Here is a 25,755-nt window from a genome sequence, read left to right as displayed (position 1 = left end):
CGTCACCACGGGTCAGGCGTTGCCGCCGGTCTCGCTGCTGGCCAGGTCGGTGCCGCCGGGCTGCTGGCCCTGGGCCGAGCGCTGGCGCAGGCCTTCGGCATACAGCGCGTCGAAGTTGATCGGCTGCAGCACGAAGGGAGCGAAGCCGCCGGCCTGGATCAGGCTGCCGACGAGCTGGCGCGCATACGGATACAGGATGGCCGGGCAGTGCGTGCCGAGCATCGCGTCAAGCGACTGCTCGTCGAAGCCCGCCATGTTGAACAGGCCGGCCTGCTGCACTTCGACCAGGTAGATGACCTGGTCTTCGCCCAGCTTGCAGGTCAGGTTGATGCCCAGCACCACTTCGAAGGCCGAGTCCGCGATGCGGTTGACGCGCTGGTTGAGGTTCATCTGCAGCTGGGGCTGGCCCTGCTCGGAAAACGTCTGCGGCGACTTCGGCGATTCGAACGAGACGTCCTTGACGTAGATCTTCTCGACGGTGAACTGCGCGCCCGCGGGCTGCTCGGGGGCGGCACCGGCGGCGCCGTTCGCGTTCGTGGCTTCTTGCTCGGACATCTGGGTCAACTCCAGCGGAATTCGGTTAAGAGGGGATTATCGCACGTCGGTCGTGGCTACTTGCCGCGCCCCTTGGCCAGCGGAAGGTCCGCCTGCTGCCAGGCGCCGATGCCGCCGTCGAGCACATGGACCCGCTCGAAGCCGGCCTTGCGCAGGCGCTTGGCGGCATCCATCGCGGTCATCCCGGCCTTGCACACAGCCACCACCGGCAGCGCCTTCGCGCCGGCGAGTGCCTTGTTCTCGGGGTCGAACTGGGCCATCTGCACGTTCTTCGAGCCCGGGATATGCCCCTTCTCGAATTCCGCCGCCGGGCGCAGGTCGACCACCAGCGCGTTTTCACGATTGATCAATGCGGTCAGCTCGGCCGGGCGCAGGCTCTTGAAGCCGCGGAACAGGCGCGCGACTTCGGTATATACCAGGGCCACCAGGATGCCGGCGAAGGCCAGCGAAAGCATGGGGTTGCGGCCCAGGAAGGCCCACAGTTCTTCAGGATTCACGGTGCTTGGCTGCTTGGCGGCGGGCAGCGATTGTGGCCCAGCGCCGGCGGTGGCGCAAAGCCGCATCGGCGGGCCGCGCGCGGCGCCGTGCTATTCCCCGCGCCAGAAGTCCGGCAGGCCGCCGGTGATCCACCAGGTGCGGGCTTCTTCGTCGTAGCGCCAGGCCTCCTGGTAGCGCATGCCGCGCTCGGCCATGGTGTGGCGGTTGATCACGCCGATGTCGACGTCGCGCAGCGCGGTATCGCCCGCCACCTGCGCCGCGCCCAGTTCGCGGTAGTGCGAGACCTGGACCTGCTTGTAGCGCTCGAACTCGACCTCGCTCAGCGGGTGTTTTTCGCGGAAGCCGGGATCGACCAGGTTCCATGCACCTTCGAAGTCGCCCCAGCGGATGGCCGCCGACCAGGCGTACTGGGCGCGATGCAGGGCCTCGCCCTTGCCGGCACCGCTGGCGCAGGCGGGCAACAGCAGCGCGCAGGCAATCAGCAGGATGAAAGTGAGGGCGGTGCGGTGGCGCGTCAGTCGCATGGGCAGTGTCCGCGGAACGTCGGCGGCCATGCTAACCCTTGGCGATGGCGGCGTAACCCGCGCGCAGGGTGGTGGCGATGCCGCCGTCGGGAAGCGGCACGCTGGCGGCGATGCGCACCCGGGCACGGCCGCGGCTGCGCAGGGCCGCATCGAACGGTGCCCAGCCGCTGCCGTCGGCAAGCGCGGCGGTGGCCTGCAGGTCGGTGTACAGCGGCGCCAGGTAGCGGATCTCGCTGTCGGCCACGTAGACGTCGGCGTCGATGCCCAGCTGCCGGCAGCGCAGCGTCACCAGGCCCCAGCCGGCGAGGGTCATCAGCGACACCAGGCTGCCGCCGAAGGCGCAGCCCTTGTCGTTGACGTTGAGCGCCAGCGGCGCGCGCAGGCCGAGCGTGTCGCCCTCGCGGCCGGCGATGGTGATGTCCATGGCCGCGACCGGCGGCATCGAGCGGTAGTGCGCATCCAGCGCGCGAAGGTCGTCGTCCAGTTGCATGCAGCCATTCCATACGGGTTGCGGGACCGGCGCCTTGCCGGCGCCGGCGCGAGGCACCAAGCTTGCGCGATGCCTGCGCACGCCTCCACCGGGCCACTGTCCGGATGCTACGTCATCTCGCTGCGTCCGGTCGGCGGCCACGGCCCGGTGCGCCGCGCTGCGGCCGCGCTGGGTGCGCGCACGCTCGCGCTTTCGCCGTGGCGCATCGCTGGGCTCGATGATGACCACGCACGCACCGGCCTGCGTCGCGCGCTTGCGGCACCGCGCGTGGTGTTCACCAGCCCTGCCGCGGTCACCGCCGCGGCGGCGCTTGAACCACTGCGGCCAAAGCCCGGACAGGCCTGGGTCGCGGTCGGCGCGGGCTCGGCGCTGGCGCTTGCCCAGGCAGGCGCCGGCGACATCCCATCCCCGGAGCGCATGGACAGCGAAGGCCTGTTGGCGATGCCCGCACTGCGCGAGGTGCACGGGCTGGACATCGGCCTGGTGACCGCACCGGGCGGCCGCGGCGTGATCGCCGCCACCCTTGCCGGACGCGGTGCGCGCGTGCTGCGCGCGAACGTCTACGAGCGCGTGCCGGTCAGGCCTTCGCCGCAATCGTTGGCCGCGCTGCGCGCGCTGGCGGCGCCGGCATGGCTGCTGCTGAGCAGCGGCGAGGCCCTGGAACACGTGCTTTCCGCAGTGGCCGGAGACGCGCTGGCGAGGCTGCGCGACACGCCGGTGATCGCAGCCAGCGAGCGCCTGGGCGACCTTGCCCGGGAACAAGGCCTGCGGGTGGCCGCGGTCGCTACCAGCGCACGGCCTTCAGCGATGCTCGCAGCCTGCGTCGGAGCGGCGGCAAAGCCCTAACATGGGCGCTCCGACACCGTCCTTGCGCACCGTGAACCCGCCCCAGCCCCCTGCGCCCGCACCGCGGCGCCGCACCTCCGGTTTCGCCTGGCTGCTGCTGCTCGTCATGGTGCCGATCGCCGGCGCCCTGGGCTGGCGCGCCTGGCAGGCCGAAGTCGACGCCCGCCGCAGCGCCGACGCCGAGGAAACCCAGCGCCTGGACGCCCTCACGCAGCGAGTCGCCGTCATGCGCGACAACCAGCAGGCCCAAGGCAAGCGCATGCAGCAGTCCGAGGCCACCAATCGCCTGCTGCGCGACGAGCTGCTGGCCATGGGCCAGCGCGCAGCCCTGCTTGAAGACAGCGTGCAGCGGCTGGCGGACCCGGCGCACGATGTCGCCCGGGCGCTGCGCATCGATGAAATCGAGCTGCTGCTTGCCCAGGGCCAGCAGCGCCTGCTGGTGGCGGGTGATCTCGGTGGCGCACGCCGTGCCTACGCCCTGGCCGCGCGCCTGGCCGATTCGCTGACGGCCCCCGACGACATCGACCTGCGCCAGGCACTGGGCCAGGAGCGGGCCGTGCTCGATGCCCTGGGCGAGGATCCGCGGGTCCGCGCCATCAAGCGCATCGATGCCTTCGAAGCAGGTTTCGAGGCCGGCCCGACAGGGGTCTTCGAGACGGAGGCGGAGGCCGCGCAGGGCACCGGCGTGGCCTGGTGGCGACGCCTGGCACGGCGCATCGTCGAGGTACGCCCCAGCGATGATCGCCTGGCCGTGGATTCAGGCGAACAGGCTGCGGGCCATGCCGCGCTGCGCCTGGAACTCACGCTTGCGCGCGCCGCCGCCGAGCGTCGGGACGCGGACGGCCACGCCGCGGCGCTGGCACGCGCATCGGCGTGGCTGCCGCGGCTTCGACCTGTTTCGCCGGCGCGCGAGGCGTTGGCGCGCGAGCTCGAAGCGATTGCCGCGCTGCCGCTCGCCCTCGCCCTGCCCGAGCTCGGCACTTCGCTGGAACAGCTGCGGAGGCTCCGCGGCAATGACGCAGCCGCGGCTCCGGACGCGGCTGCGGACGCATTTCCCGACGCCGCCCTGGACGCGTCCAACTGAACCGGGTGCCGCACGCGAAGCGACATGAACACGGCCGCGACACGCGCGCGGCTACGGTGGTGCGAGCATCTGGAGACCTGCCATGAACCTGTTCCGCACCCTGCTTGTCTGGATCCTGCTGGCGATCATCGGCGCCCTGGCCTGGCACCTCCTGGCCCAGGACCCCGGCTACGTACTGGTGCGCTACCGCGGCTGGGACTACACCACCAACCTGCTCTGGGTCTCGGTGACCGTGGTCGCAGGACTGTTCGCGCTCTGGTTGCTGTGGTCGCTGGTGGCGCTGCCGCTGCGCGCCTTCCGCCGCCGCCGCGACCAGCAGTCGCGCGCCCGCCTTGGTTCGGGCCTCGAAGCGCTGCACCAGGGCCACTACGCGCGCGCCGAGAAGCTGTTGCCGCAGGCCGGCGACGAAAGCGATGCCGCGATCGCGCGCCTCGCCGCCGCACGCTCCGCCATGGCCCGGGGCGACCACGCCGCCGCGCGCAGCCATCTTGATTCGATCGACGCCGGCCACGCCCTGACCCGGGCCATCGGCCGCGCCGAACTGGCGCTCGCCGAACATCGCCCAACCGACGCCCTGGTCGCACTTGACGACCCCGCCGCGCAGCCGCTGTCACCGCGCGGGCTCGCCCTGCGCGCCGACGCCCTGGCCGCCTCGCGCCAGGCCGGCGATGCCTATGCCCTGCTCGGCGCCCTGCGCCAGCAGCAGGCGCTGCCGGAAGCGGCACTGGCCGAGCGTGAACGCAGCTGGGCCGCGCAAGCCCTCGACGAGGCGCCCGACGCCAACGCCCTGGCCGATCGCTGGGAGAGCGTGCCCAAGACACTGCGCAGCGAGCCCGCGGTGGTGTCGGCCTACGCCGAACGCGCCGCCGCCCTGCGCTGGGAAGACGCCGCCACCTCCAGCATCGAACACGCCCTGGACACGCGCTGGGACGAAGGCCTTGCTGCGTGCTACGGCCGCCTGCCCATCGACCGCGTCGAACACCGCGAGGCCCACGCGACCCGTTGGCTGCAGCAGCATCCGGGCAGCCCTGCCCTGCTGCTTACCCTGGCGCGACTGGCGCGGGCGCGCGACCAGTGGCCGCAGGCCGAAGACCACCTGCACCGGGCACTGGCCCAGGGCGCGGGCGCGGAAGCCTGGGAAGAGCTGGGCGACGGCCACGCCGCGATGGGCGATGACGCCCGCGCCCGGATCGCCTATGCCAATTCGCTGCGCGCGCTGCGCGGTGAAGCCACGGAGCCGCTGCCAGACCGTGACTCGCGCCAGGACATCCAGGACATCCCGAACAGTGGTGTGATCGAGGGCGGCGCAGGGATCGAGGACCGCGACGAGCACGGGTTCCCCCGCATCCGCGACTGAAGCCACATCGCCACCAGCATCAGCGCTCCAGAATCGCCACCACGCCCATGCCGCCGGCGGTGCAGATCGAGATCAGGGCGCGGCCGCCGCCGCGTTCCTGCAGCTGGCGCGCGGCGGTCGCGACCACGCGCGCGCCGGTGGCGGCGAACGGATGCCCGGTGGCCAGCGACGAGCCGACGGGATTGATCTTCGCCGGATCGATGCGGCCCAGCGGCGCGTCCAGGCCCAGGCGCGTGCGGCAGTAGTCCTCGCTTTCCCAGGCGCGCAGCGTGCACAGCACCTGCGCGGCAAAGGCTTCGTGGATCTCGTAGATGTCGAAGTCCTGCAGCGTGAGGCCATTGCGCGCGAGCATCTCGGCGACCGCAACCGTGGGTGCCATCAGCAGGCCTTCGCCATGCACGAAGTCGACCGCGGCCACGTGCGCGTCGCGGACGTGGCACAGCACTTCGTGGCCATGCGCGGCCGCCCACTCGTCGGTGGACAGCAGGCAGGCGGCGGCACCGTCGGTAAGCGGCGTCGAGTTGCCGGCGGTCAGCGTGCCAAGCCCGGAACTGCGATCGAAAGCCGGCTTGAGCGTCGACAGCTTTTCCAGCGACGTCTCGGCACGCAGCACGTTGTCGCGCGAGACGCCGCGGAAGGCCACGACCAGGTCATCGAAGAAGCCGCGTTCGTAGGCCGCGGCGAGCTTGTGGTGCGAGGCCACGGCGAGTTCGTCCTGCGAATCGCGCGAGATGCTCCATTCCTTGGCCATGTCCTCGCAATGGTCGCCCATCGACTTGCCGGTGCGCGGCTCGGCCACCCCCGGGAAGTCGGGCTTGAGTTCGCCCAGGCGGAAGCCCCTGAACTGCGCCAGTTTGTCCTTGGTGGTCTTCGCCGCGTTGGCAGCCAGCAGGCGCCTGCGCAGCGACTTGCCGTACACGATCGGCACGTCGGACGTGGTGTCGCTGCCGCCGCCGATGCCGCTGTCGATCTGCCCGGCGGCGATCTTGTTGCCGATGGTGATGATCGAATCGAGCGAGGTGCCGCAGGCGCGCTGCAGGGTGATGCCTGGCGTCAGCGGGGACAGCCCAGACGACAACGCCGCCTCGCGCCCGAGGTTCCAGTCGCTGGAGTGCTTGATCACCGCACCCATCGCGACCTCGCCCAGGCGCTGGCCGTGCAGGCCGAACTTCTCCACCAGCGCACCCAGGGTGCGCACGGACATGCCGAGGTTGCCGACATCGGCATAGGCCGTGTTCTGGCGGCAAAAGGGAATGCGAACACCGCCGAGGACGGCGACCGGGCGACCATGCAGCATCTGGGGACCTCGCAGGCTGCCCACCGACCGTGGCAGGCATAATGCAACGAGTTTAGCGCCGCCCATGCGCAGGGCCAATGAACAAGACCGCAGAGAACAATCCCCGGACCAACCGCGTGCTTGGCGCGCTGGCAATTGAACTCGTGCCGGGCAGCAGCGCCGCGCGCGACGCGGTGGCGCAGGCCGATGCCGGCGAAATCGCCGCGCTGGTCGCCGCCGACCTGGCGAAGTTCGCACCCGAAGCCGCCAGCCTGGACTGCAGCCTGGTCGCCGCGCACTTCGACCCGGTGGAGCTGCTGCGCCCGGGCTGGCCCCTGCACCAGGAGCTGTGGCAGCTCGCGGCCAAGGCGCCGCGCGCGCCCGGCGGCGGTCCTCGCATCCTCGCTTTCGGCAGCCACGAAGGCCGGCTGCCCGGCGCGCTGTCGCCCGCGCCGGAGTATTCCGGCGGCCCGCTGCGGCTGCTGCCTTACGTACTGGATGGCGACCCGGCCACGGTCGCGCGCGTCGCGGCCCGCTGCGAAGCCGACCTGATGGAAGAAGGCATGGCCGGCGCCGGCACCGCGCTGGCGATGCAGGACGCGTTCGGCATGCGCGTGGAGCACGCGCGCCATCTCACCGTGCACGACCTGTGCGCGCTGACCGCGATGCAGTACGAGCACGCCGGCCTTGCGCCGCTGTGGCCGCTTCTTGAAGCCGCGTTGCTGTCGCCCGCACGCGAAGCCTGGCTGGATGCGCCGCCGGAACCCCTGCTGCACTACGCCGACGGCACCGCGCGGATGGCGATGTTCACCCCCGCCGCATGGCGTGAGCGTTACGCAGCGCACGCCCCGGCGACGGAAGACGACGCCGACGACCAGGCGCGCAATGGCCTCGCGCGCCTGTACGCCCATTTCGAAGCGCGCCAGCGCCAGTTCACCAGCCTGCTGCGCGCGCACGGCGTGGCCGTGGAGTTCATCCACTGCCAGGGCGACGCGCGGACGGAGCTCGAGGCCCCGCCCGCGCGCTGAATCACATCGCCTGGGTGATCACGCCGCAGGCCAGGCGTGCGCCGGCATTGCCGGTGGGCTGGGTGGCGTAGTCGTCGGGATCGGCATGCACGATCACCGCGCGGCCGAGGACGTCGGTCGGCGCGCCATCGGCCAGCGTGGCGCCGTCAAGGCGGGTGTCGACCCGGGCCACGCCGGTGTCGTCGGCCCTGATGTTGTCGGTGTCGCCGACATGGTGCTCGCCCGCGCTGACGCGGCCGTGGGCACTGTCGGTCGGATTGAAATGGCCGCCGGCGCTGGTGCCGTCCGGCGCGCTGCAGTCGCCGGTCTCGTGCACGTGGAAGCCGTGCTCGGTATTGGGCGGCAGGCCGTTGACCTGGCCGGTGATGGCGACGCCGCCGTCGACGGCCGCGAAGGTGATTTCACCGGTGACCGAATTGCCCTCGGTCGCGGCGAGGATCGCCATCGTGCCGGCGGCAGGCGCGGTGGTCATGTCGGCGGCTCCGGCCTGGTCGACCTGGTCGGCCGGGGTGGCCGGTGCCGCCGGCGGGGTCGCGGCATCGTCATATGCGTCCTGGCGGTTGTCGCCGCAGGCGGCAAGTCCGAGCACAAGCGAGGCGGCGAGCAGGGTCATGGGGATCGTGCGCATGGGTAGTACTCCTTCCTAGGGCGCGCCCACGGGCGCGATGGTGATGACGCCGCAGGCGATCCGCGCGCCGGTCGCACCGGCGGTGGAGCCGAGGACGACCAGCGAGCGGCCGGCGATGTCGTTGGCCGCGGCGCCGCCGAGCACGGCACCGCGGACAAGCTGGTCGACGTGGGCCACGCCGCGCTCGTTGGCGATGATGCGGTCGCTGCCGCCATCGAGCGCGCCGCTGCCGCTGGCATCGAAATAGGGCCCGGCGCTGGAGGCGTCGATCGCGCTGCAGTCGCCGCGCGCGTGCACCTGCAGGACGTGGGCGCCGTTGCGGGTCAGACCGCCGACGTCGCCGGACAGGCGGACCCCGCCCGGCTCGGCGCGCAGCACGACGCGGCCGCTGGCCAGCGTGGCCGAGGCCGCGGTCAGGTTGGCGTGCGCGGTGGCCGCCGTCCCGGCGTCTGCCCGCGGTGGGGGCGGTGGCGGTTCGCGCGTCGCCGGTGGCATGCCGGCGCAGCCGGCGAGCACTCCCGTGGCGAAGATCAGGGCGGTCAGGCGACGCATGCGGCTCACGACTGGATGGGCAAGCGCCATAGCGTAGCGTCCGTCCGGTATCGGGTGCGTGAGTCCGGCGTTCAGGACGCGGGACGGCGCGCGCCGAGCTTGCGCGTGAGCGTGTTGCGGCCGACGCCGAGCGATGCGGCGGCCTCGCTGCGGCGGCCGCCGGCCTGGTCGAGCGCGGTTTCCAGCAGCACCCGGTCCAGGCGTTCGCGGGCCTCGGCGTGGATGCCCCGGGCGCCGGCGGCCAGCCGTGCCAGCGTCCAGCCGCGCAGCGCGGCCTCCCAACCGCCTTCGTCTCCCGGCGCCACGTCGCCTTGCGCGCCCCGCGGTCCCCATGCCTCGTCGAGGTCGGCGACATCCACCACGTCGCCCGACGCCAGCGCGGCCATCCGCCAGCAGAGGTTCTCGAGTTCGCGCACGTTGCCGGGCCAGGGATGCGCCTGCAGGCGCTCCAGCGCCAGGCGCGACAGGCGCTTCACCGGCGCCGCGAAGCGCCGGGCCGCGCGCTGCAGGAAGCGCTCGGCCAGCCGCGGTATGTCCTCGCGCCGCTCGCGCAGCGGCGGCAGGCGCAGGCGCACCACGTCCAGGCGATGCAGCAGGTCGGCGCGGAAGCCGCCGTCGCGCACCTTCGCCTCCAGGTCCTGGTGGGTGGCGGCCACCACGCGCACGTCGACCCGGATCAGCTCGCGGCCGCCGACGCGGAAGAACTCGCCCTCGGCCAGCACCCGCAGCAGCCGGGTCTGCAGCGGCAGCGGCATGTCGCCGATCTCGTCGAGGAAGAGCGTGCCGCCGTCGGCCTGTTCGAAGCGGCCGACGTGGCGCCGGCTCGCGCCGGTGAAGGCGCCGGCCTCGTGGCCGAACAGTTCGCTCTCCAGCAGCTCCGACGGGATCGCCGCGGTGTTGAGCGCGACGAAGGGCATGCGCGCACGCGGCGATTCGCGATGCAGCGCGCGCGCCACCAGCTCCTTGCCGGTGCCGGTCTCGCCGGTGACCAGCACCGACAGCGGCGCCTGCGCCAGCCGGCCGATGGCGCGGAACAGCTGCTGCATCGCGGGCGCGTCGCCCACCAGCGCGTCGTCGTCGGGCGCGGCGCCGGCGCCCGCTTCGGGCCCGACGCCATCGCCAGGCGCGACGCCGGCGCCGGCGCTGCCCAGCGCGCGCGCGGCCAGCGCCACGGCGTCGTCGAGGTCGAAGGGCTTGGGCAGGAAATCTTTGGCACCGCCGCGAAACGCACCGGCGGTGCTGGCGACATCGGTGTAGGCGCTCATCACCACCACCGGCAGTGCCGGCAGCCGCTGCCTGAGCGCATCGAGCAGGCGCAGGCCGTCGTCACCGGGCATGCGCACGTCGGTGAACAGCAGCCGCGGCGGCGCGGCGCCCCGTTCGAGCGTGGACAGCACGTCGGCGGCCGATTCGAAGCCGGTGACTTCGTAGCCGGCATCGCGCAGCGCCGTGGCCAGCACGAAGCGCACGCTGCGGTCGTCGTCCACCACCCAGATGCGCGGGCCCTCGCTGCGTGTCATGGCGCGTCCCCACCGCCCACGGCGGCAGCGTTGTTCGCGGCGACCCCGGCCGGCGCGGCGGAGGCCGGTGGATACGGCAGCAACAGCGTGAACACCGTATGTCCCGGGCGCGAGCGGTAGGCAAGGCTGCCGCGGTGCTCGCGCGCCACCTGTTGCGCCAGCGCCAAGCCCAGGCCGCTGCCCTCGGCGCGGCCGGAGACCAGCGGTACGAACACCTGCTCGGCCAGCTCGTCGGGCACGCCGCGGCCGTCGTCAACAACGTCCAGGCGCAGCGCCAGCGCATGCAGCCCGCTGCCGATGCGCACGCCGTGTTCGGCGCGCGTGCGCAGCGCCACTTCGCCGGCGCCGGCCTCGATCGCGTTGCGCACCAGGTTCCACACCGCCTGCACCAGGCGGTCATGGCCGCCGTCGAACTCCGGAAGGCTGGGGTCGTAGTCACGCACCAGCTTCACCGCCCAGCCGGCGTCGGCCTCGGCCAGGCGCAGCACGCGCTCCAGCACCATGTGCACGTTGAGCGGGGCGTGCGGCACCGGCGGCGCCGGGTCGAGCATGCGGTCGACCAGCTGCGCCAGGCGCGCGACCTCGGAATCGACCAGCTCCAGCAGCTCCCGCGCCGGGGCGTCGTCACCGGGGATGCGGCGCGCCAGCAGCTGCGCGGCGCCCTTCAGGCCCGCCAGCGGGTTGCGCAGCTCATGCGCCAGGCCCCTGAACGCCGCCGACAGCGCCAGCGGCAGGGCCGCGACCGGATCGCCACCGGGGAATTCGTCCACCGGGTGCAGTTCCAGCAGCCAGCCGCTGCCGTGGGGGCCCAGCCACGCGTCCGCGAAGCGCGGCGCGGCGCCGGGCACCGCCAGCGCCAGCCGCTGAAGGCGCCTGGATTCGCGCGGCTCCGCGGCCTCCAGCGCGCGCGCCAGGGCATCCCCCTCGAACTCCAGCGAGGCCAACGGCACGCCCGCCAGGCGCCGCGCACTGACCACCAGCCACTGCGCGCAGGCGGCATTGGCGGCAATCACGGTCCCATCGCCGGCAGCCACAAGGACCGGCGTGCCGAGGCATTCGAAGTCGTGGGCGGGCAGCGACATTGCACCAATCTAGTGCAAGAGGCGGGCATCGCGACAGCGGCGCATGGGGTTATCCCGTATTGAGCCGTCGGGCCGGCAATGCAACCCTCGTACCCGCGCACCCGCATGGCATCGGCCCGGCGGACGGTGCCGCCCGAATTTCGCCCGCTCCGCTACGCCGGCGCAGGGCCTGGAGAGCCACCATGAACAACCCCGTCTCTGATCGATACACCTGCGTCGCCCCGCCGCCCCCGCCGCCGCCGCCGCCCCCGCCGCCAAAGATCGAAAAGGCCGAGGACGCCCTCGCGCAGGCCGGGCACGACCACGGTGGCAGCGTGCACGGCGCCACGCATGCGGACACCCAGGCCAACCTCGCCGAGAGCCGCCAGGCGGCGATCGACCAGGCCATGCAGGAAGGCCGCGGCGGCGACATCAGCACGATCAACACCGCCTTCGACCACGCCCTGGCACGCCTCGACGCCGGTGACATCGCCTACCAGCACCAGTCCGGCCAGGCGGTCGACACCAGCACCGGCCAGGCGGCGGACGGAAGCAGCATCCGGACCTCGACGCACGCCGATGGCACCCGGATCGTGCAGGCCGAAGGCATGGACGCGCGCGGCAATGCCGTGGCCACCACGCAGGTGTTCGACGCCGGCGCGACCGGCGCCGCGGGCCAGGTGCCGCTGGAAAGCCGCACCGTGGTCGCCAACGGCACGTCGACCACCAGCGGGCTGCCGGAACGCAGCGTCGAGCAGGCCGCCGACGGCCAGGGCACGGTAATCACCGACACCTGGGGCGATACGCCCGGTGCGCCCGAGCGCGTGGTGCGCCACGTCGTCCTGCCGGCCGCCGACGGTGGCCAGCAGGTCCAGTCGGTGACGCTGCTCGAGGGTGGCGCGGACGCCGACGTCCCGCCCGCGCTGCGCATCCGCGAGATCGCCGCGGACGGCACGGTGGCCTTCGATACCGGCGAAGTCAGCCATGTGTCGTCCACGCCCGTGCCCGGGCAGTCCGGCGTATCGACCGTGACCCACGCCTACGACAGCGGCATGCGCATGGAATACGCCATCCATGCGGCGCCTGCCGGCAGCGAAGGCGTGCCGGACGCGATGCTCTCGCAGACGCTGACCACCGAAGACGGCAGCGTCGTCTTCGAGGCCACCGGCGTGACCCGGACCGAAGCCACCGGCCCGCAGGGCGACCTGCAGGTCACCGACACCGCGGCCGACGGCAGCCGCACCGTCTACAACCTGGGCACCGACGGCCAACTGGCAAGCACCCGCGCCTACGGCGCCGACGGCGCCCTGCTGCAGACCGTCACCCGCGAGTCGCTGGACGGCCTGCCGGAAGTCGCCAGCCGCGAAACCGTCACCGCCGCCGATGGCAGCCAGGTGGTGACCGAGTACAACGCCGACGGTGAACCCCTGGGCATCCGCGAGATCGACACCAATGGCGCCACCGTCCAGGAAGTCGGCTCGCTCAAGGGCGAGCGCATCGACGCCGCCCGCGCCGACGAGGTTGCCAGCGAGATCCTCGACGTCGGCGTCCGCCGCCTGTGGAGCGACGACTACGAGAAGCGCCTGCTCTATGCCCTCGAAACCCTGCAGGACCTCGACCCGGTCTCGCAGCAGATGGTGCTGGGCGCCCTGCAGGAACAGGACCCGGGCATGGGCCAGTCCTGGTTCCGCACGGGCATCCTGGAAAACCTGAAGACCGACGAACTGGCGCTGCTTGACGGCGGCGGCCTCGACATCATGACCGGCGTGCCCGGCACCACCGCCGACGACCTGGAGGCGATCAGGACCATCCACGAGCTGGACGTGGACGCCGGCGAATACACCGGCGAATACGGCGAGTACGCGGCCACCGGCGACGAGCAGCAGGCCGGCCAGCTGCAGGCCTTCATGACCGAATACGACGCGCGCGCCGGTGACCCCCAGGCACAGGCCCGGTTTGTCGCGCTGTACGAGCGCATGCACGGCGATGCCTTCGTCGAGGGCTTCCTGAGCGACGAGACCCTGGCCGAGGCGAAGGACACCGGACTGTCGCTCTACAAGGATGCCGGCGTGGTCGGGATCGACACCGCGGCCCATGACGTGCTGATGGGCAACCGCCTGGAGACCGCGGCCGATTCCCGCGACGACGTGCTGTCGGCGCGCGACCGGGTGATGGACGCCGGCGTGCGCCGCTTCATGGTCGACAACCAGGAAGAGCGCGTGCAGGCGCTGGTGACCGAAATGGCCAAGCTCGACCCCGAAGGCCAGGCGGCGCTGATGCGCCAGGTCGTCGAGACCGATCCCGATGCGCGCCTGAACTGGCTGCGCGACGGCATCATCGACCGCGCCACCGAGGGCAACCAGGCATTCACTCCCGAAATGCGGGACGTGATCACCGGCATACGCGGCAACGGCGAGACCAGCTTCATGGGCCAGCTGCAGGGCTTCGGCGGCGGCGTCAAGGACGCCGGCGTGGGCTTCGTGGTCGGGCTGGGCGTACTGGCCCGGACGTCCTACGACCTGTCCGGCGCCGGCGTCATCAGCGACATGGTCACCGGCGGCGACGGTCCCGCTTTCCTGCCCAGTGCGCAGCGTGGACAGGAAACCGGCAAGGCGATGATCGAAGGCCTTCCGCACATGTTCTCGCACATCGGCGCGGCCTGGGGCGACGGCCGCTACGGCGAGGCCCTGGGCAACATCACCTTCGACGTCGCGTCGATGCTGATCCCGGTCAAGATCCCCAAGATCAGGCTGCCCGGAGGCGCGGGCGCGGCCGACAACATCGCCGGCGCCGCCGACAACCTGGCCACGGCGCGCTACGTGGACCAGCAGGGGCGACCGGTCAACGCGCCGGCGACCGAGCCGCGGCTCGCCACGGCGGGTCCGGACGGCGCGTACACGATCACCGACGCGGCGCCCCCGGGCGGCACCGCGGCACGCCAGGGCATCGAGGCTCCGCCGCCGCGCCTGGCGATCGAAGCCGCGCCGACGCCCGAGCTCCTCGCCCAGCGCCAGGCCACCGCGGCCGCGTTCTACGAGCGCGCGACCGGGCGCCCGGCCGACCCCGCGCACCTCGGCGGCATCGACTTCAGCCGCCCGGTGGAAGTGCAGACGCTGCGCGAAGGCACGGTGGTCTACCAGTGGCAGGCGCCGGGCGCGCCCAAGGGCAGCTACTTCTCGCCCTCGCCCAGCGCGCGTCCGACCGACATCGGCATCTCGAGCGTGGGCGTGCGGCCCGAGGTGTACGGCAAGGTGTCCGAGGTGCTCCGCAACATCGATCCACAGGCCCCGACCCCGGCCCGCAACGCCGACGGCACCTACAGCGGCATGGACCCCGGCCATGCCATCGAGGTCACGCCCGGCGGGATCGTCGACAAGACGCGCGTCGCCTACGTGGTGACGCGCGACACCGATGTGCTGGTATCGACCGCGCGCCAGGTCGACGACACCTGGGCCATCCCCGACCGCTCGATGACGTCCATCCCGACCGAAGGTGGCCGGCTGCAGATCTACACCGGCGACGGCCACGTCTTCAAGGCGATGGAGCCGCCGGTGGCGGCGCCACCATCAGGCGCGGCCCCCGCGTACGCCGTGCCGTCCGGCCGGACCTTCGCGGACGACGTGCTTGGCACCCAGCCACACCGCCTGGACGGCGACTTCCTGCAGATCGCCAAACACGTGTACAAGGCCGACGGCACTCCGCTTGAAGGCGGCTTCCGCCAGCTCGCCGAGGCCGACCTGCCACCCGGCATCAGCGCGGCCGACCTCGACCATCCATCCGGACTGCGTGCCGCGATCTACAGCAATGGCGATGGCCAGTTCGTGCTTGCGTTCAAGGGCACTTCGCCCACGTCGCTGCGTGACATCAAGGCCGACGTCGTGCAGGGCCTGGGCTTCCCGAGCGGGCAGTACACGCATGCGGTCGAGCTCACGCGCCAGGCCCATGCCGCCTATGGCGACAACCTCGTGCTGACCGGGCACTCACTGGGCGGTGGACTGGCCTCGCAGGCCGCGATGGCCGCTGGCGCCGGGCACCTGCCGGCGATCGTGTTCAACCCGGCCGCGGTGCATCCGCGCAACCTCGCGCGCGAGAACCCGCTGTTCCAGGACGGCGGTGGCGTCCAGCATGCGGCCGAGGGCGGCAGCTTCGCGAACGGTCGCGAGCTGGCGCCGTACTACGCAGGCGAAGGCGGCCTGGTGCGGGCCTACATCGTCAGGAACGACGAACTCACCCTGCTCCAGGACCGCGTCCCGGGCATGCCCAGTGCGCTGGGGCATCGCGAGGGGCTGCCGGCCAACTTCCCCTTCGGGCACGGCACCGCCGCGCTGCAGGAGGGGTTCGCCAAGCGCTTCCCTGACGGCGTGCCCGAGATCGACCCGGACGTCGGATCCCTGTACATCGATCCGGCCAACGGCGAATGGACCACGCGCGCGCCCGATCCCGAGGGTCCCACCTGGCCCGGCAACTGGTTCATGGGCGGGTCCACTCCGTAGCGGCGGCGGCTTCGCGGGCGCTCCAGCGCCCGCGTAGGCAGCTCAGCCGGCCGGGTCCAGCAGGCCGGCACCGCCGGGCAGCGTCAGCGCGTGCAGGATCCGCAGGTCTTCCTCGTCCAGCGTGGTCAGCGCATCACCGCGGAAGCGCAGGCGGAAGGCCCGGATCGCCGCCGCGGGATCGTCCACGGCATAGCCGACCAGCCGCAGCGCGCGCATGGCATCGAAGCCTTCCGGCGCCGGCGGCGCATCATCGGCGGGCCAGATGCCGAAGCCGGCCGCGGCCAGCCGCTTCCAGGGGAACAGCGCACCGGGATCGATCTTGCGCGAGGGCGCGAGGTCGGAATGGCCGATCACCTGGCTGCGCGGAATCCGCAGGCGCGCGGTCAGGTCTTCGAGCAGGCGCAGGAGGGCCTGCACCTGCGGCTCGGTAAAGGGTTCACGACCGTCGTTGTCGATCTCGATGCCGATCGACGCCGAGTTGAGGTCGGTGATCGTGCCCCAGCGTCCGCCTCCGGCATGCCATGCGCGCCGCGAGTCGGCGACCAGCTGGTAGATCGCGCCGTCGTCGCCGACCAGGTAATGCGAACTCACCGGCCCGCCGCTGTTGCGGGTGCTCAGCGTGCGCAGGCTCTGTTCGACCGAGTCCTGCTCGGTGTAGTGCAACACGATGATGACGGGGCGGCGTTCGTCGTGGTTGGGCGACGGCACCCACTGCGCGATCGGGTTGCGCGCCGGCTGGTGCACGCAGCCGACAAGCAGGGCAAGGCAGATGGCTGCGAAAATCGTTCTGGTGCGCATGCCCCATTCCACCCGCCACCCGCCAGATTTGCAACCGCAACAGTAGGAGCAGCTATAGCTGCTCCCACAAGTGTTCGGCGATGGCGGCTCCCGCAAGTGCTCGCTGTCAGATCGCGTAGTACATCTGGTATTCGAGCGGATGGGTTGCCGAGCGGAACGCGGTGACTTCCTTCATCTTCAGCGCGATGTAGGCATCGATGAAGTCGTCGCTCATCACGCCGCCGGCCTTGAGGAACTCGCGGTCGGCGTCGAGCGCCTCCAGCGCCTGGTCCAGCGAATGGCAGACGGTCGGGATGCCCTTGGCCTCTTCCGGCGGCAGGTCGTAGAGGTCCTTGTCGCTGGGGCCACCCGGATCGATCTGGTTCCTGATGCCGTCAAGCCCGGCCATCATCAGCGCGGTGAACAGCAGGTAGCCGGAGCTCATCGCGTCCGGGAAGCGGAACTCGATGCGGCGCGCCTTCGGATTGCTCACGTACGGGATGCGGCAGGAGGCGGAGCGGTTGGACGCCGAGTAGGCCAGCATCACTGGCGCCTCGAAGCCCGGCACCAGGCGCTTGTAGCTGTTGGTGCTGGCATTGGAGAAGGCGTTGATCGCGCGCGCGTGCTTGAACACGCCGCCGATGTACCACAGCGCGGTCTGGCTCACGCCGCCGTAGCCGTCGCCGGCGAACAGGTTCACCCCGGCCTTGGCCAGCGACTGGTGCACGTGCATGCCGCTGCCGTTGTCGCCGACCAGCGGCTTGGGCATGAAGGTGGCGGTCTTGCCGTTGCGGTGGGCGACGTTCTTGACCACGTACTTGGTGGTCAGCAGTTCATCGGCCTTGCGCGTGAGCGAGTTGAACCGGGTGCCGATCTCGCACTGGCCGGCGTTGGCGACCTCGTGGTGATGGACCTCGGTCTCGATACCCATGGCGTCGAGGGTCTTGCACATCTCGGCGCGGATGTCGTGCAGCGAGTCCAGCGGTGCCACCGGGAAGTAGCCGCCCTTCACGCCCGGGCGGTAGCCGGTATTGCCACCTTCGTATTCGCGGCCGGAGTTCCACGCGGCCTCTTCCGAGTCGACGTGGAAGAAGGTGTGCCCCATGTCATTGGCGTAGCGCACCGAGTCGAAGATGAAGAATTCGGGCTCGGGGCCGAAGAAGGCCTGGTCGGCGATGCCGCTGGACTTCAGGTAGGCCTCGGCGCGGCGCGCGATCCCGCGCGGGTCGCGGTTGTAGGCCTGCATCGTGGTCGGGTCGAGCACGTCGCAGGTCAGCACCAGGGTCGGATCGGCGGTGAACGGATCGAGGAAGCCGGTCTCGGGGTCGGGTAGCAGCACCATGTCGGACTGGTGGATGCCGCGCCAGCCGCCGATCGAGGAGCCGTCGAACATCTTGCCGTCCTCGAACAGCGCCGGCTCGATGATCGAGGCCGGATAGGTGACGTGGTGCTGCACGCCGCGCATGTCGGAAAAGCGCAGGTCGATGAATTCGACCCGATGGTCGCTGATGAGCTTTTCGACGGTTTCGATGGACATGCTCGCTCCGGATTGGTCAGGGGCCCGGGGAACCGGGCGTCGTTATGCTTGAGCAAGTGCCATGCCACCACACAAGCCCCTGATCTGGCGTGAATTCACCGCGGTAGATGGCGCGACACGCACCTTCATGGTGCATCTCTACAGCCTGGCGCGCCAATCTGGTGCAGATGGCAATCCGCTATGCTGCCGCGCTCGTTCATGCGCGCTGCGTGGCTCCTGTCCTCTTCGCCCCGCTCCCGCATCATCCATCCGCACCCACCGCTGGATCCCCGCCGATGACCGACCCGCTGGCCGCCCTGCTTCTTGGCATCCTCGAAGGCCTGACCGAGTTCCTCCCGATCTCCAGCACCGGCCACCTGCTGATCGCGCAGCACTGGCTGGGTGCGCGCTCGGACTTCTTCAACATCGTCATCCAGGCCGGCGCGATCCTCGCCATCTCCCTCGTGTTCCGCGAGCGCATCACCGGCCTGGTCACCGGCCTGGGCGAGGCCCGCAACCGCGACTACGCGATGAAGCTGGCCGTCGCCTTCCTGGTCACCGCACTCGTCGGACTGCCCGTGCGCCTGCTGGGCTGGGAGCTGCCGGAAACCGTGAGCCCGATCGCCTGGGCGCTGATCATCGGCGGCGTGTGGATGATCGTCGCCGAGCGCGTGGCCGAGCGCCGCAGCCCCGACGGCACCGAGGTCACGTGGACGATCGCGGTACTGGTCGGACTGGCGCAGGTGGTGGCCGGCGTGTTCCCCGGCACCTCGCGCTCGGCGGCGGCGATCTTCATCGCCATGCTGTTCGGCCTCAGCCGGCGCACGGCCGCGGCCGAGTTCGTGTTCCTGGTCGGCATCCCGACCATGTTCGCGGCCAGCGCATACACCTTCATGGAGCTGGCGATGGACGGCGGTCTGGGCGGCGAAGCCTGGGCCGACGTCGGCATCGCCTTCGCCGCGGCCACGATCACCGGCTTCATGGTGGTCAAATGGCTGCTGGGGTATATCGAACACCACCGGTTCACCGGTTTCGCCGTGTATCGCATCCTGCTGGGCGCGGCACTGCTGCTGTGGTTGCCGATGGGCGAATGACGCCGGCGCCCGACCCCGTCCGGCCCCGTCGCGCGTTCGCCCGGATCCCTGCCCCTGGAGGTCACCGATGAAGCACCCGTCCCTGTTCGCCCTGCCACTGGCACTCGCGCTCGCGGCCTGTTCGCCCGGCACGGGCGACGACCCGTCCGCCTCCACGCCGGCCGTCGCGCCGGCATCGGAAACGGCTCCGGCACCGGCAGGCCACGCACCTGCCCCCGACGTCGCGACCACCCTCGGTGGCTACCACTGGCAACTGGACTCGGCCACCGCCGCCGACGGCGCCCGCATCGACGCGCTGTTCGGCAATGCCGAGGCCCCGCTGCAGCTCGACTTCGCCGAGGGCCGGGTCTCGGTGACCAACGCATGCAACGGCATGGGCGCGGACTTCAACCTCGCCGCCGGCGAACTCACGCTGGGGCCGATGATCAGCACGCAGATGGCCTGCGCCGAGCCGCTGATGGCGATGGAACGCGAAACCCATACCCGCCTGGCCGGCAGCCATGCGCTCGCCATCGAAGCCGGCGAGGCGCCGCGGCTGCGGCTGGTCAATGCCCTGGGCGATACGCTGGCCTTCAGCGGCGCGCCAAACGCGCGCACCCGCCACGGTGGCGAACCGGAGCGCGTGTTCCTGGAGGTCGCCGCCGAGCGCATCGACTGCCACCACCCGCTGATGCCCGACCACCGCTGCCTCGAGGTCCGCGAGTTGGAGTACGACGCGGATGGCCTCAAGCGCGGCACCGGCGAATGGGGCCCGCTGTACGAGGAGATCGAGGGCTACGAACACCAGCCCGGCGTCCGCAACGTGCTGCGCGTGGACCGTTTCCGGCGCCAGGACGTGCCCGCGGACGCTTCTTCCATCGTGAACGTGCTGGACATGGTGGTGGAGAGCGAGCAAGTCGCCCGCACCGAGCAGGCAAAACCCCAGTAGGAGCGGCTATAACCGCGACACGCCAAGCCCACGACCGCGACACGGCATTCACCGGTTGCTGGTCGCAGCTATAGCTGCTCCTACAGGTTCGTGGGCGGCGGGTTCGTGGGCGGCGGGTTCGTGGGCCGCGGATCGCGGCCATGTCGCCTTTACGCGGTGTGCGAAGGATGCAGGCCGTAGCTGCCCCAGGTGGCGGCTTCGGCCAGCACGTGGCCCTGCATCGCGCGCAGCACGTCGCCGGCGGTGAAGCGCCCGGGCAGCTCCAGGCGCTCGACGTCCAGGGCGAACACGCGGAAGAAGTAACGGTGCAGGCGCAGGTCGTGTGCCGGCGGATACGGGCCGTCGTAGCCGGACCAGTCGCCGCCCATGTCCGGGTCGCCGGCGAACCAGCCGGTGTAGTCGTTGAGGCCCTGGCGCGTGCCCGACGGCCCCGGTGGCGTCCGCTTGCCGCCCTTGGTGACGCCGTCGCTGCAGCTGCCGGCCTCGATCGAGGTGACCTGTGGCGGGATGTCGACCATCGCCCAGTGCATGAAATCGCCGCGCGGATGTTCGACCGGGATGTCGACCTTGTCATTGGCGACCAGCGCCGGATCGGTCGGCGCGTCCGCATCTATGCAAAGCAGCGCGAACGCGCGCGTGCCTGCCGGCGCACCGCCCCAGGACAGCTGCGGGTTGCGGTTGCCGCCGAGGCCGTCGGGCGTGCCGAAGGCGAACCCGGCGGGAATCGGCTGGCCGTGGTCGAAGCTTTCGCTGGCGATGTGCATGGCGGTGGCGGTCATGGTGATGTCCTCGTGGTCAGGCTTCGGGATAGCCGAGGCGGCGCGCGACCGGCGCCAGCGCCGCGAACGGGCCGGCAAGCTGGTCGGCATAGCGGCGCCAGTCACCGGCGGCAAAGCGCGGGGTACCGAACAGGCCGGCTGGCGGCGGCGGCAGGTTGCTGCCCAGCGCGCTGCCGATCAGGGCGGCCATTCCGGCAGGGTCGTCGGCGACGTCATCGACACGAAGCAGGCGGTGCGGCACCAGGTTCTGCTCGTGCAGGGTGGCGATCTGGTCGAGCGCGGCGGCAAGCCAGCCGGCCGCGACCCGTGGCGATTCCGCCGCGAACGGCGTACCCGCGGCGAATGCGATCCAGTCCATCAGCATGTCGCGCGGGTCGCGCAGCATGACCAACAGCTGCGCTTCGGGCAGCGCCGCGCGCACCGCGGCGGTGTAGCTGTTGTCCCACCACGGCATCCAGTCGATCACCGCGTCATGGATGCCGCGCCCCGGAAGGGCCTTGCGCCAGGTGGCGATCACCGCAGGCGCATCGAACTTGCCCGAAGCGACGTTCGCCCACGACCCGATGTCCTGGAAGATGTCGGCCGGCGGCTTGGCACCGACGCGGTCGTCGCGGAACGCCGGCACGACCTTCAGCAGCCGCGCGCCGCGCTCGGCCAGCGCACCCGGCAGGCCGAGCAGGAATACCGCCGGAGGCGCGTCGGCGACCGGCGCCGCGGCTTCGGGCCACTCGGCCGGTGCCGGGGTGGCCCTGGGCAATGCCAGGCGATTGCCCGGTCCCGCCGCGATGCGCCGGGTCCAGTGATCCAGCGCGCCGGCAAAGTCACCTGCGCGGTGCCGTGCCAGGCCCAGCCCCATTTCCAGGGTCGCCCTGGCGTCCGGGTGCAGGTCTTCCCGCGCCAGCAACGACTCGATGCGCCGCAGCGCCTCGGCAGGGTCGGTCACCAGCAGCGCGTCCACCAGCTTCATTCCGGCGTCGAAGTGGTCCGCCTCGAGTTCAAGCAGCGCCCGCGCCGCGGCTTCGGTCCCGGCAGGGCGGTTTTCGATGGCGTGGAGCTTCATCTCCGCTTCCAGGGCATCGATCGATTCCGGGCTGTGCTGGCGCCAGCGCTCGATCAGCCCGGCGGCAACGTCGCCAAGCGGATCGAAGACCAGGCGCACGTACCACAGGAGATCGATTCCTGGCGAAGTAGCCAGCGCCGCATCAAGCATGTTCCGCGCTTCGTCGGTCGCGCCAAGCCGGCGCCAGGCCTCGGCGATCGCCGTGGTGACCCGGAGTTCGCCCGGCTGCACCGCGAACACCTCGCGCAGGTGCTGCAGCGCACGCGCCGGGCGGCCCGCCGAAAGTTCGAGCTCGCCGACGAAACGCCGCACCTGCAGCGTGGCCGTGGCCTGGTCGGCCAGCAGCGGGGCAAGTTCGTCGATGGCATCGACCGGGCGCCGCTGGCGGGCCAGCGTGAGCGCGAGCATGAGGCGCGCGTCATTGGCCAGCGGCGGAAAATCGAGCAGCTTGCGGAAGGCCTGTTCGGCGAAGGCGAAGTGCTCCTCCTTGAAGTACGCGAACGCCAGCGCCTGCATGGTCAGCGGATCGTCGGGTACCCGCTGCAGCGCGGCCGACAGCTGCGCGATGGCGGCGCCGCTGTTGCCCTTGCGCAGCGCGATCATGCCGCCGAGCGCCTGCAGTTCGGGATGATCCTGCTCGACCCGCTCGGCCAGGCGCAGCTGGCGCTCGGCTTCGGCGATGTCCCCTCCCGCCAGCGCCAGGTGTGCTCGCATGGCGTAGGCGGCAAAGTGGTTCGGGTCGACGCCTGCCGCCGCGCCCATCGCCTGCCGCGCCGCCTCCAGGTCACGCATGCCGAGCTGCAGGGTGGCATGTTCCATGTGCAGCTCGGCGGCATCGGGAGCCAGTTCGATCGCCGCCAGGATCACGTCGCGCGCGCCGTCGAGGTCGCCGCTGCTACGAAGCGCCAGCGCCAGCAGGCGCTGGGCGTCCACGTCGCCGGGCGCTTGCGCTGCATGGGTGCGCGCCGCATCCAGCGCGGTCCGGGTGTCTCCGCGGCGCAGCGCGTCGAGAATCTTTTCTTGCATGGGAAGGCCGTCCTGCCGGCGCGGCGCGCCGAAAACCCCGATTGTAGCCGCCCGTCTCGCTCAGCCTTCGCCGGCCAGGCGTCCGACCACCCAGCGCTCGGCGTAGCCATCCAGCCGCGGTCCCTCGATGAAGCCGCAATGGCCTCCCCAACCGGCCACTTCCAACCGCGCCGGTGCAGGCAGGACCAGGCGATGGAAGTCATCCACCGGGATCACCGGATCGTCGGCACTGGTCAGGATCGAGGCCGGCACCGCGAGCCCAGCCAGGCGATCGCCGGCGATCGAATAGCCGTCGAAATACGCCTCGAGGCTGCCGAAGTCGGTGTGCCGCAGCACCAGCCATTCGGTGAGCGCGCGCATGCGCAGGCGCAGCACCGCGTCGTCAAAGCCCACGCGATCGGGGAACAGCGCGCGCTTGCGCACCAGCGAGCGCCGCCAGCTGCGCTCGAAGTGGTGCATGTACAGGGGGAATCCCCGCTCCATCGCGTCCATGGTCCGCGCCGGGTCCAACACCGGGCAGACCGCGGCCACCCCGTCCAGCGACAGCCCAGCGGCGGGCGCACGCAGCGCCAGGCGCAACGCGAAGTTGCCGCCCAGCGAATGCCCCGCGACCACCAGGCGCGGCCGCGGCATGCGTCCGGCGACGTCACGCGCGGCGCGCACGACTTCGTCGATGCGCGCGGAATGGAAGATGTCGGGGTTGAGGTGGTGGCTGCCACCGTGGTCGCGGAAGTTGAGCCGGAACACGTCGTAACCACGCGCCAGGAACCCGGCCGCGACCAGGCAGACATAGGCCGACTCCGCGCTGCCCTCCCAGCCGTGCAGGAGCAGCGCCATGCCGCGCGGCTCCACGCCGGGAAGCGCGCTGTGCAGGCCGAGCAGGCGCACATCCCCGCCGCCATCGACCACGACCTCCCGGGTCACCGCGCCGCTGGCGGCGAGCGCGGCCAGCCCGCGGCGACGGCGCAGGGGGCTGCCGGCAAGCACCGATTGCAGGTGCGCGCTGCGCAACCAGCGCGGCGGCCGGTAGGGACTGGTCGTGACCGGGCTCACGGCTCCCGCAGGGCGCCGACGATGCGCTCGCGGGTGATCTTCGCGATAGCGGCGCGGCCCTCGGCCTGGCCCGGCAGCACCGGGTCGAGGAACACCACGTCGACCACGCGCGAAGGCTCGCCGAGGAGGCGCAGGAAGTTCTGCACGAAATTTTCGCGAGGATGGAACGCGACCACGCTCTGGCCCTCGGCGCGGGCGCCGTAGCGCAGCGCGACCGGCTGCACCGCCACCCCGGCCTCGACCGCGGCGGTGAAGATGCGGGCATGGAACGGTCCGACCTCGACGCCGTCGCGGGTGCGCCCCTCCGGGAACACGCCCACCGAACGGCCGCTGCGCAGGCGCTCGACCATCACGTCGAGCACACCGCCCAGCGATTCCTGGCTGCCGCGCTGGTGGAAGATGGTCTCGCCGCGCCGCGCCATGCGCCCGACCAGCGGCCAGCCGTCGATCTCGCGCTTGGCGACGAAGCCCATCATCCGCTGGCTGTGCAGGGCCGAGATGTCCATCCAGCTGACGTGGTTGGCCACGAACAGGGTGCCGCCCGGCAGCGGCGTGCCGACGCGGCGCATGCGCAGGCCGAACACCCGCAGCAGCCCGCCCTGCCAGGCCCTGGCCAGGCGGTGGCGCAGGCTTTCGCCGCCGAAGCCGATCCGGTCGGTGGGCAGCGCGAGGCCGATCATCACCAGTGGCAGGTGGACGAGCGCGTGCCAGAGCAGCATCGGCACGCGCAGGACATAACGGCCCGCGCGCGCCAGGGAGCCACTGGCGGGCGCGGTGGGAACGGTGGGGGAACGCATCGCGAAACGATACCGGATGGCTTCCGGCCCGGGTAGCTTGCCGCCGATCAGGCTGCGGGGACCACTGCCAGCGTCAGGCGCGAAATGCAGACCAGGCGGCCGCGGGCGTCTTCGACGCGGATCTCCCAGACCTGGGTGCTGCGGCCGATGTGCAGCGCGCGCGCGGTGCCCCTGACCACCCCCTCGCGGGCGGCGCGCACGTGGTTGGCGTTGATCTCCAGGCCAACGCAGACTTCGCCCTCGGCCACGCACATGTTGCCGGCGCTGCTGCCCAGGGTTTCGGCCAGCAGCACCGAGGCGCCGCCGTGGAGCAAGCCGTAGGGCTGTCGGGTGCGGGCGTCCACGGGCATGGTCGCGACCAGGTGGTCATCGCCGATGTCGACGAATTCGATGCCCAGGGCCTCGATCGCAGTGCCCTTGGACATGGCATTGAGCGCGGCCAGGTCAAGGCCGCGGCGGAATATCGACGTTGGGACGGTCATGGAGGCTCCAGTGGTCCCGGGCTGACGCCGCGGCGCGCCAGCCTAGGACCGGGTTCCCCCGGGGTCAATCGAGAATCAGACCAGGCGGAAGCGGGAGGTCGGCTGGCTGCCGGGGGCGTAGCGACGGGCGGCGGCGTAGCCGCTGCTGCTGCCGTAGCCGGTGCCGAAGTCGCGTGAGCGGTAGCGCGGCACCTGGCCCGCGGCGCTGCCCGACTTCGCGGCGCCGTTGGCGCTCGCGGCGGCGTGGTGGGCGGCGAAGGAAACGTTGGCGTCGGTGCGATACATGGCGGTGTCCTCTGGGGGTTGTGACTCGGTGTGCTGGTAAAGTACC

24 protein-coding genes are annotated in these 25,755 nt (G+C 71.5%); 7 read left to right on the top strand and 17 right to left on the bottom strand.

Annotation, left to right across the window (positions count from 1 at the left end):
- Window positions 1-12 precede the first annotated feature (12 nt).
- The 4 genes from secB to ACW7G5_RS12275 form a co-directional block, all read right to left on the bottom strand.
- Complete coding sequence (secB, locus tag ACW7G5_RS12290) at window positions 13-555, bottom strand: protein-export chaperone SecB (RefSeq protein WP_457004914.1); 543 nt, start codon at window positions 553-555, stop codon at window positions 13-15.
- Window positions 556-611: 56 nt separating this feature from the next.
- Entirely contained in the window at window positions 612-1,052 is a 441-nt protein-coding gene (locus tag ACW7G5_RS12285) for a rhodanese-like domain-containing protein (RefSeq protein ID WP_343256070.1), read from the bottom strand.
- Between the two features lie 90 nt (window positions 1,053-1,142).
- Window positions 1,143-1,577: a hypothetical protein gene (locus ACW7G5_RS12280; RefSeq protein ID WP_457004912.1), complete on the bottom strand. Its 435-nt coding sequence runs from the start codon at window positions 1,575-1,577 to the stop codon at window positions 1,143-1,145.
- 31 nt (window positions 1,578-1,608) lie between these two features.
- Window positions 1,609-2,067: a YiiD C-terminal domain-containing protein gene (locus tag ACW7G5_RS12275; protein WP_457004910.1), complete on the bottom strand. Its 459-nt coding sequence runs from the start codon at window positions 2,065-2,067 to the stop codon at window positions 1,609-1,611.
- Between the two features lie 69 nt (window positions 2,068-2,136).
- On the opposite strand from ACW7G5_RS12275, the gene ACW7G5_RS12270 reads away from it, so the two are divergent.
- The 3 genes from ACW7G5_RS12270 (at window position 2,137) to ACW7G5_RS12260 (ending at window position 5,354) form a co-directional block, all read left to right on the top strand.
- Window positions 2,137-2,913 (top strand): uroporphyrinogen-III synthase, encoded by a 777-nt coding sequence (locus ACW7G5_RS12270; RefSeq protein ID WP_457004908.1) that lies wholly within the window; start codon window positions 2,137-2,139, stop codon window positions 2,911-2,913.
- Window positions 2,914-2,935: 22 nt separating this feature from the next.
- Window positions 2,936-3,997 carry a uroporphyrinogen-III C-methyltransferase gene (locus ACW7G5_RS12265; RefSeq protein WP_457004906.1) on the top strand — a complete coding sequence of 354 codons (1,062 nt, stop codon included), beginning with the start codon at window positions 2,936-2,938 and terminating at the stop codon, window positions 3,995-3,997.
- An 82-nt stretch (window positions 3,998-4,079) separates the two neighbouring features.
- Window positions 4,080-5,354 (top strand): heme biosynthesis HemY N-terminal domain-containing protein, encoded by a 1,275-nt coding sequence (locus tag ACW7G5_RS12260; RefSeq protein ID WP_457004905.1) that lies wholly within the window; start codon window positions 4,080-4,082, stop codon window positions 5,352-5,354.
- A 19-nt stretch (window positions 5,355-5,373) separates the two neighbouring features.
- Here the strand turns inward: ACW7G5_RS12260 and ACW7G5_RS12255 are convergent, their stop codons facing one another.
- A complete protein-coding gene (locus ACW7G5_RS12255) occupies window positions 5,374-6,651 on the bottom strand; it encodes an acetyl-CoA C-acetyltransferase (protein WP_457004904.1) in 1,278 nt (425 codons plus the stop codon).
- A gap of 77 nt (window positions 6,652-6,728) precedes the next feature.
- Here ACW7G5_RS12255 and ACW7G5_RS12250 point away from each other — a divergent pair, with 77 nt between their 5' ends.
- Window positions 6,729-7,658 (top strand): hypothetical protein, encoded by a 930-nt coding sequence (locus tag ACW7G5_RS12250; RefSeq protein ID WP_457004902.1) that lies wholly within the window; start codon window positions 6,729-6,731, stop codon window positions 7,656-7,658.
- Between the two features lies 1 nt (window position 7,659).
- Here the strand turns inward: ACW7G5_RS12250 and ACW7G5_RS12245 are convergent, their stop codons facing one another.
- The 4 genes from ACW7G5_RS12245 to ACW7G5_RS12230 all read right to left on the bottom strand — a co-directional run bounded on the left by ACW7G5_RS12245 (window position 7,660) and on the right by ACW7G5_RS12230 (window position 11,440).
- The gene (locus ACW7G5_RS12245; protein ID WP_457004901.1) at window positions 7,660-8,286 is read right to left on the bottom strand and encodes a superoxide dismutase family protein; all 627 of its coding nucleotides are present in this window, start codon (window positions 8,284-8,286) and stop codon (window positions 7,660-7,662) included.
- A gap of 15 nt (window positions 8,287-8,301) precedes the next feature.
- Window positions 8,302-8,838 carry a superoxide dismutase family protein gene (locus ACW7G5_RS12240; RefSeq protein ID WP_457005102.1) on the bottom strand — a complete coding sequence of 179 codons (537 nt, stop codon included), beginning with the start codon at window positions 8,836-8,838 and terminating at the stop codon, window positions 8,302-8,304.
- A 71-nt stretch (window positions 8,839-8,909) separates the two neighbouring features.
- The gene (gene ntrC / locus ACW7G5_RS12235; RefSeq protein ID WP_457004899.1) at window positions 8,910-10,358 is read right to left on the bottom strand and encodes a nitrogen regulation protein NR(I); all 1,449 of its coding nucleotides are present in this window, start codon (window positions 10,356-10,358) and stop codon (window positions 8,910-8,912) included.
- Window positions 10,355-11,440, bottom strand: coding sequence for a two-component system sensor histidine kinase NtrB (locus tag ACW7G5_RS12230; RefSeq protein WP_457004897.1), 1,086 nt, complete (start codon window positions 11,438-11,440; stop codon window positions 10,355-10,357). Before ACW7G5_RS12230 ends, ntrC begins: the two co-directional genes overlap by 4 nt.
- Window positions 11,441-11,622: 182 nt before the next feature.
- Here ACW7G5_RS12230 and ACW7G5_RS12225 point away from each other — a divergent pair, with 182 nt between their 5' ends.
- Entirely contained in the window at window positions 11,623-15,912 is a 4,290-nt protein-coding gene (locus tag ACW7G5_RS12225) for a polymorphic toxin type 46 domain-containing protein (protein WP_457004895.1), read from the top strand.
- 42 nt (window positions 15,913-15,954) lie between these two features.
- On the opposite strand, the gene ACW7G5_RS12220 is transcribed toward ACW7G5_RS12225, so the two are convergent.
- The gene (locus ACW7G5_RS12220) at window positions 15,955-16,710 is read right to left on the bottom strand and encodes an N-acetylmuramoyl-L-alanine amidase (RefSeq protein ID WP_457004893.1); all 756 of its coding nucleotides are present in this window, start codon (window positions 16,708-16,710) and stop codon (window positions 15,955-15,957) included.
- 106 nt (window positions 16,711-16,816) lie between these two features.
- Window positions 16,817-18,226 (bottom strand): type I glutamate--ammonia ligase, encoded by a 1,410-nt coding sequence (gene glnA / locus ACW7G5_RS12215; protein WP_457004892.1) that lies wholly within the window; start codon window positions 18,224-18,226, stop codon window positions 16,817-16,819.
- A gap of 275 nt (window positions 18,227-18,501) precedes the next feature.
- On the opposite strand from glnA, the gene ACW7G5_RS12210 reads away from it, so the two are divergent.
- Window positions 18,502-19,299, top strand: a complete 798-nt coding sequence (locus tag ACW7G5_RS12210) for an undecaprenyl-diphosphate phosphatase (RefSeq protein WP_457004890.1) — start codon at window positions 18,502-18,504, stop codon at window positions 19,297-19,299.
- A 67-nt stretch (window positions 19,300-19,366) separates the two neighbouring features.
- Window positions 19,367-20,227 (top strand): META domain-containing protein, encoded by an 861-nt coding sequence (locus ACW7G5_RS12205; protein ID WP_457004888.1) that lies wholly within the window; start codon window positions 19,367-19,369, stop codon window positions 20,225-20,227.
- A 149-nt stretch (window positions 20,228-20,376) separates the two neighbouring features.
- Here ACW7G5_RS12205 and ACW7G5_RS12200 read toward each other — a convergent pair whose 3' ends face one another.
- From ACW7G5_RS12200 to ACW7G5_RS12175, 6 genes are all read right to left on the bottom strand, one after another.
- Window positions 20,377-20,991 (bottom strand): YbhB/YbcL family Raf kinase inhibitor-like protein, encoded by a 615-nt coding sequence (locus ACW7G5_RS12200; RefSeq protein WP_457005100.1) that lies wholly within the window; start codon window positions 20,989-20,991, stop codon window positions 20,377-20,379.
- A gap of 31 nt (window positions 20,992-21,022) precedes the next feature.
- Window positions 21,023-23,092: a tetratricopeptide repeat protein gene (locus ACW7G5_RS12195; RefSeq protein ID WP_457004886.1), complete on the bottom strand. Its 2,070-nt coding sequence runs from the start codon at window positions 23,090-23,092 to the stop codon at window positions 21,023-21,025.
- A gap of 60 nt (window positions 23,093-23,152) precedes the next feature.
- A complete protein-coding gene (locus ACW7G5_RS12190; protein ID WP_457004884.1) occupies window positions 23,153-24,145 on the bottom strand; it encodes a YheT family hydrolase in 993 nt (330 codons plus the stop codon).
- Window positions 24,142-24,942 (bottom strand): lysophospholipid acyltransferase family protein, encoded by an 801-nt coding sequence (locus ACW7G5_RS12185; protein ID WP_457004882.1) that lies wholly within the window; start codon window positions 24,940-24,942, stop codon window positions 24,142-24,144. The genes ACW7G5_RS12190 and ACW7G5_RS12185 overlap by 4 nt, the downstream gene beginning before the upstream one ends.
- Window positions 24,943-24,989: 47 nt before the next feature.
- Window positions 24,990-25,424: a hotdog fold thioesterase gene (locus tag ACW7G5_RS12180; protein WP_457004880.1), complete on the bottom strand. Its 435-nt coding sequence runs from the start codon at window positions 25,422-25,424 to the stop codon at window positions 24,990-24,992.
- A gap of 75 nt (window positions 25,425-25,499) precedes the next feature.
- A complete protein-coding gene (locus ACW7G5_RS12175) occupies window positions 25,500-25,709 on the bottom strand; it encodes a hypothetical protein (RefSeq protein WP_457004878.1) in 210 nt (69 codons plus the stop codon).
- Window positions 25,710-25,755: the final 46 nt, after the last annotated feature.

The sequence above is a fragment of the Luteimonas sp. A501 genome (genome assembly GCF_054052085.1).
Note: the sequence above shows the minus strand (reverse complement) of the source record. Positions and strands in the feature narration are given on the sequence as shown.

Bases quoted from the DNA above. Each gene is read 5' to 3' on its own strand.
- ACW7G5_RS12225 (WP_457004895.1), top strand. From the start codon at position 11,623: ATGAACAACCCCGTCTCTGATCGATACACCTGCGTCGCCCCGCCGCCC.
- ACW7G5_RS12200 (WP_457005100.1), bottom strand. From the start codon at position 20,991: ATGCACATCGCCAGCGAAAGCTTCGACCACGGCCAGCCGATTCCCGCC.
- ACW7G5_RS12195 (WP_457004886.1), bottom strand. From the start codon at position 23,092: ATGCAAGAAAAGATTCTCGACGCGCTGCGCCGCGGAGACACCCGGACC.
- ACW7G5_RS12180 (WP_457004880.1), bottom strand. From the start codon at position 25,424: ATGACCGTCCCAACGTCGATATTCCGCCGCGGCCTTGACCTGGCCGCG.
- ACW7G5_RS12275 (WP_457004910.1), bottom strand. From the start codon at position 2,067: ATGCAACTGGACGACGACCTTCGCGCGCTGGATGCGCACTACCGCTCG.
- ACW7G5_RS12245 (WP_457004901.1), bottom strand. From the start codon at position 8,286: ATGCGCACGATCCCCATGACCCTGCTCGCCGCCTCGCTTGTGCTCGGA.
- ACW7G5_RS12240 (WP_457005102.1), bottom strand. From the start codon at position 8,838: ATGCGTCGCCTGACCGCCCTGATCTTCGCCACGGGAGTGCTCGCCGGC.
- ACW7G5_RS12280 (WP_457004912.1), bottom strand. From the start codon at position 1,577: ATGCGACTGACGCGCCACCGCACCGCCCTCACTTTCATCCTGCTGATT.
- ACW7G5_RS12260 (WP_457004905.1), top strand. From the start codon at position 4,080: ATGAACCTGTTCCGCACCCTGCTTGTCTGGATCCTGCTGGCGATCATC.
- ntrC (WP_457004899.1), bottom strand. From the start codon at position 10,358: ATGACACGCAGCGAGGGCCCGCGCATCTGGGTGGTGGACGACGACCGC.
- glnA (WP_457004892.1), bottom strand. From the start codon at position 18,226: ATGTCCATCGAAACCGTCGAAAAGCTCATCAGCGACCATCGGGTCGAA.
- ACW7G5_RS12255 (WP_457004904.1), bottom strand. From the start codon at position 6,651: ATGCTGCATGGTCGCCCGGTCGCCGTCCTCGGCGGTGTTCGCATTCCC.
- ACW7G5_RS12230 (WP_457004897.1), bottom strand. From the start codon at position 11,440: ATGTCGCTGCCCGCCCACGACTTCGAATGCCTCGGCACGCCGGTCCTT.
- ACW7G5_RS12175 (WP_457004878.1), bottom strand. From the start codon at position 25,709: ATGTATCGCACCGACGCCAACGTTTCCTTCGCCGCCCACCACGCCGCC.
- ACW7G5_RS12250 (WP_457004902.1), top strand. From the start codon at position 6,729: ATGAACAAGACCGCAGAGAACAATCCCCGGACCAACCGCGTGCTTGGC.
- ACW7G5_RS12205 (WP_457004888.1), top strand. From the start codon at position 19,367: ATGAAGCACCCGTCCCTGTTCGCCCTGCCACTGGCACTCGCGCTCGCG.
- secB (WP_457004914.1), bottom strand. From the start codon at position 555: ATGTCCGAGCAAGAAGCCACGAACGCGAACGGCGCCGCCGGTGCCGCC.
- ACW7G5_RS12220 (WP_457004893.1), bottom strand. From the start codon at position 16,710: ATGCGCACCAGAACGATTTTCGCAGCCATCTGCCTTGCCCTGCTTGTC.
- ACW7G5_RS12210 (WP_457004890.1), top strand. From the start codon at position 18,502: ATGACCGACCCGCTGGCCGCCCTGCTTCTTGGCATCCTCGAAGGCCTG.
- ACW7G5_RS12185 (WP_457004882.1), bottom strand. From the start codon at position 24,942: ATGCGTTCCCCCACCGTTCCCACCGCGCCCGCCAGTGGCTCCCTGGCG.
- ACW7G5_RS12270 (WP_457004908.1), top strand. From the start codon at position 2,137: ATGCCTGCGCACGCCTCCACCGGGCCACTGTCCGGATGCTACGTCATC.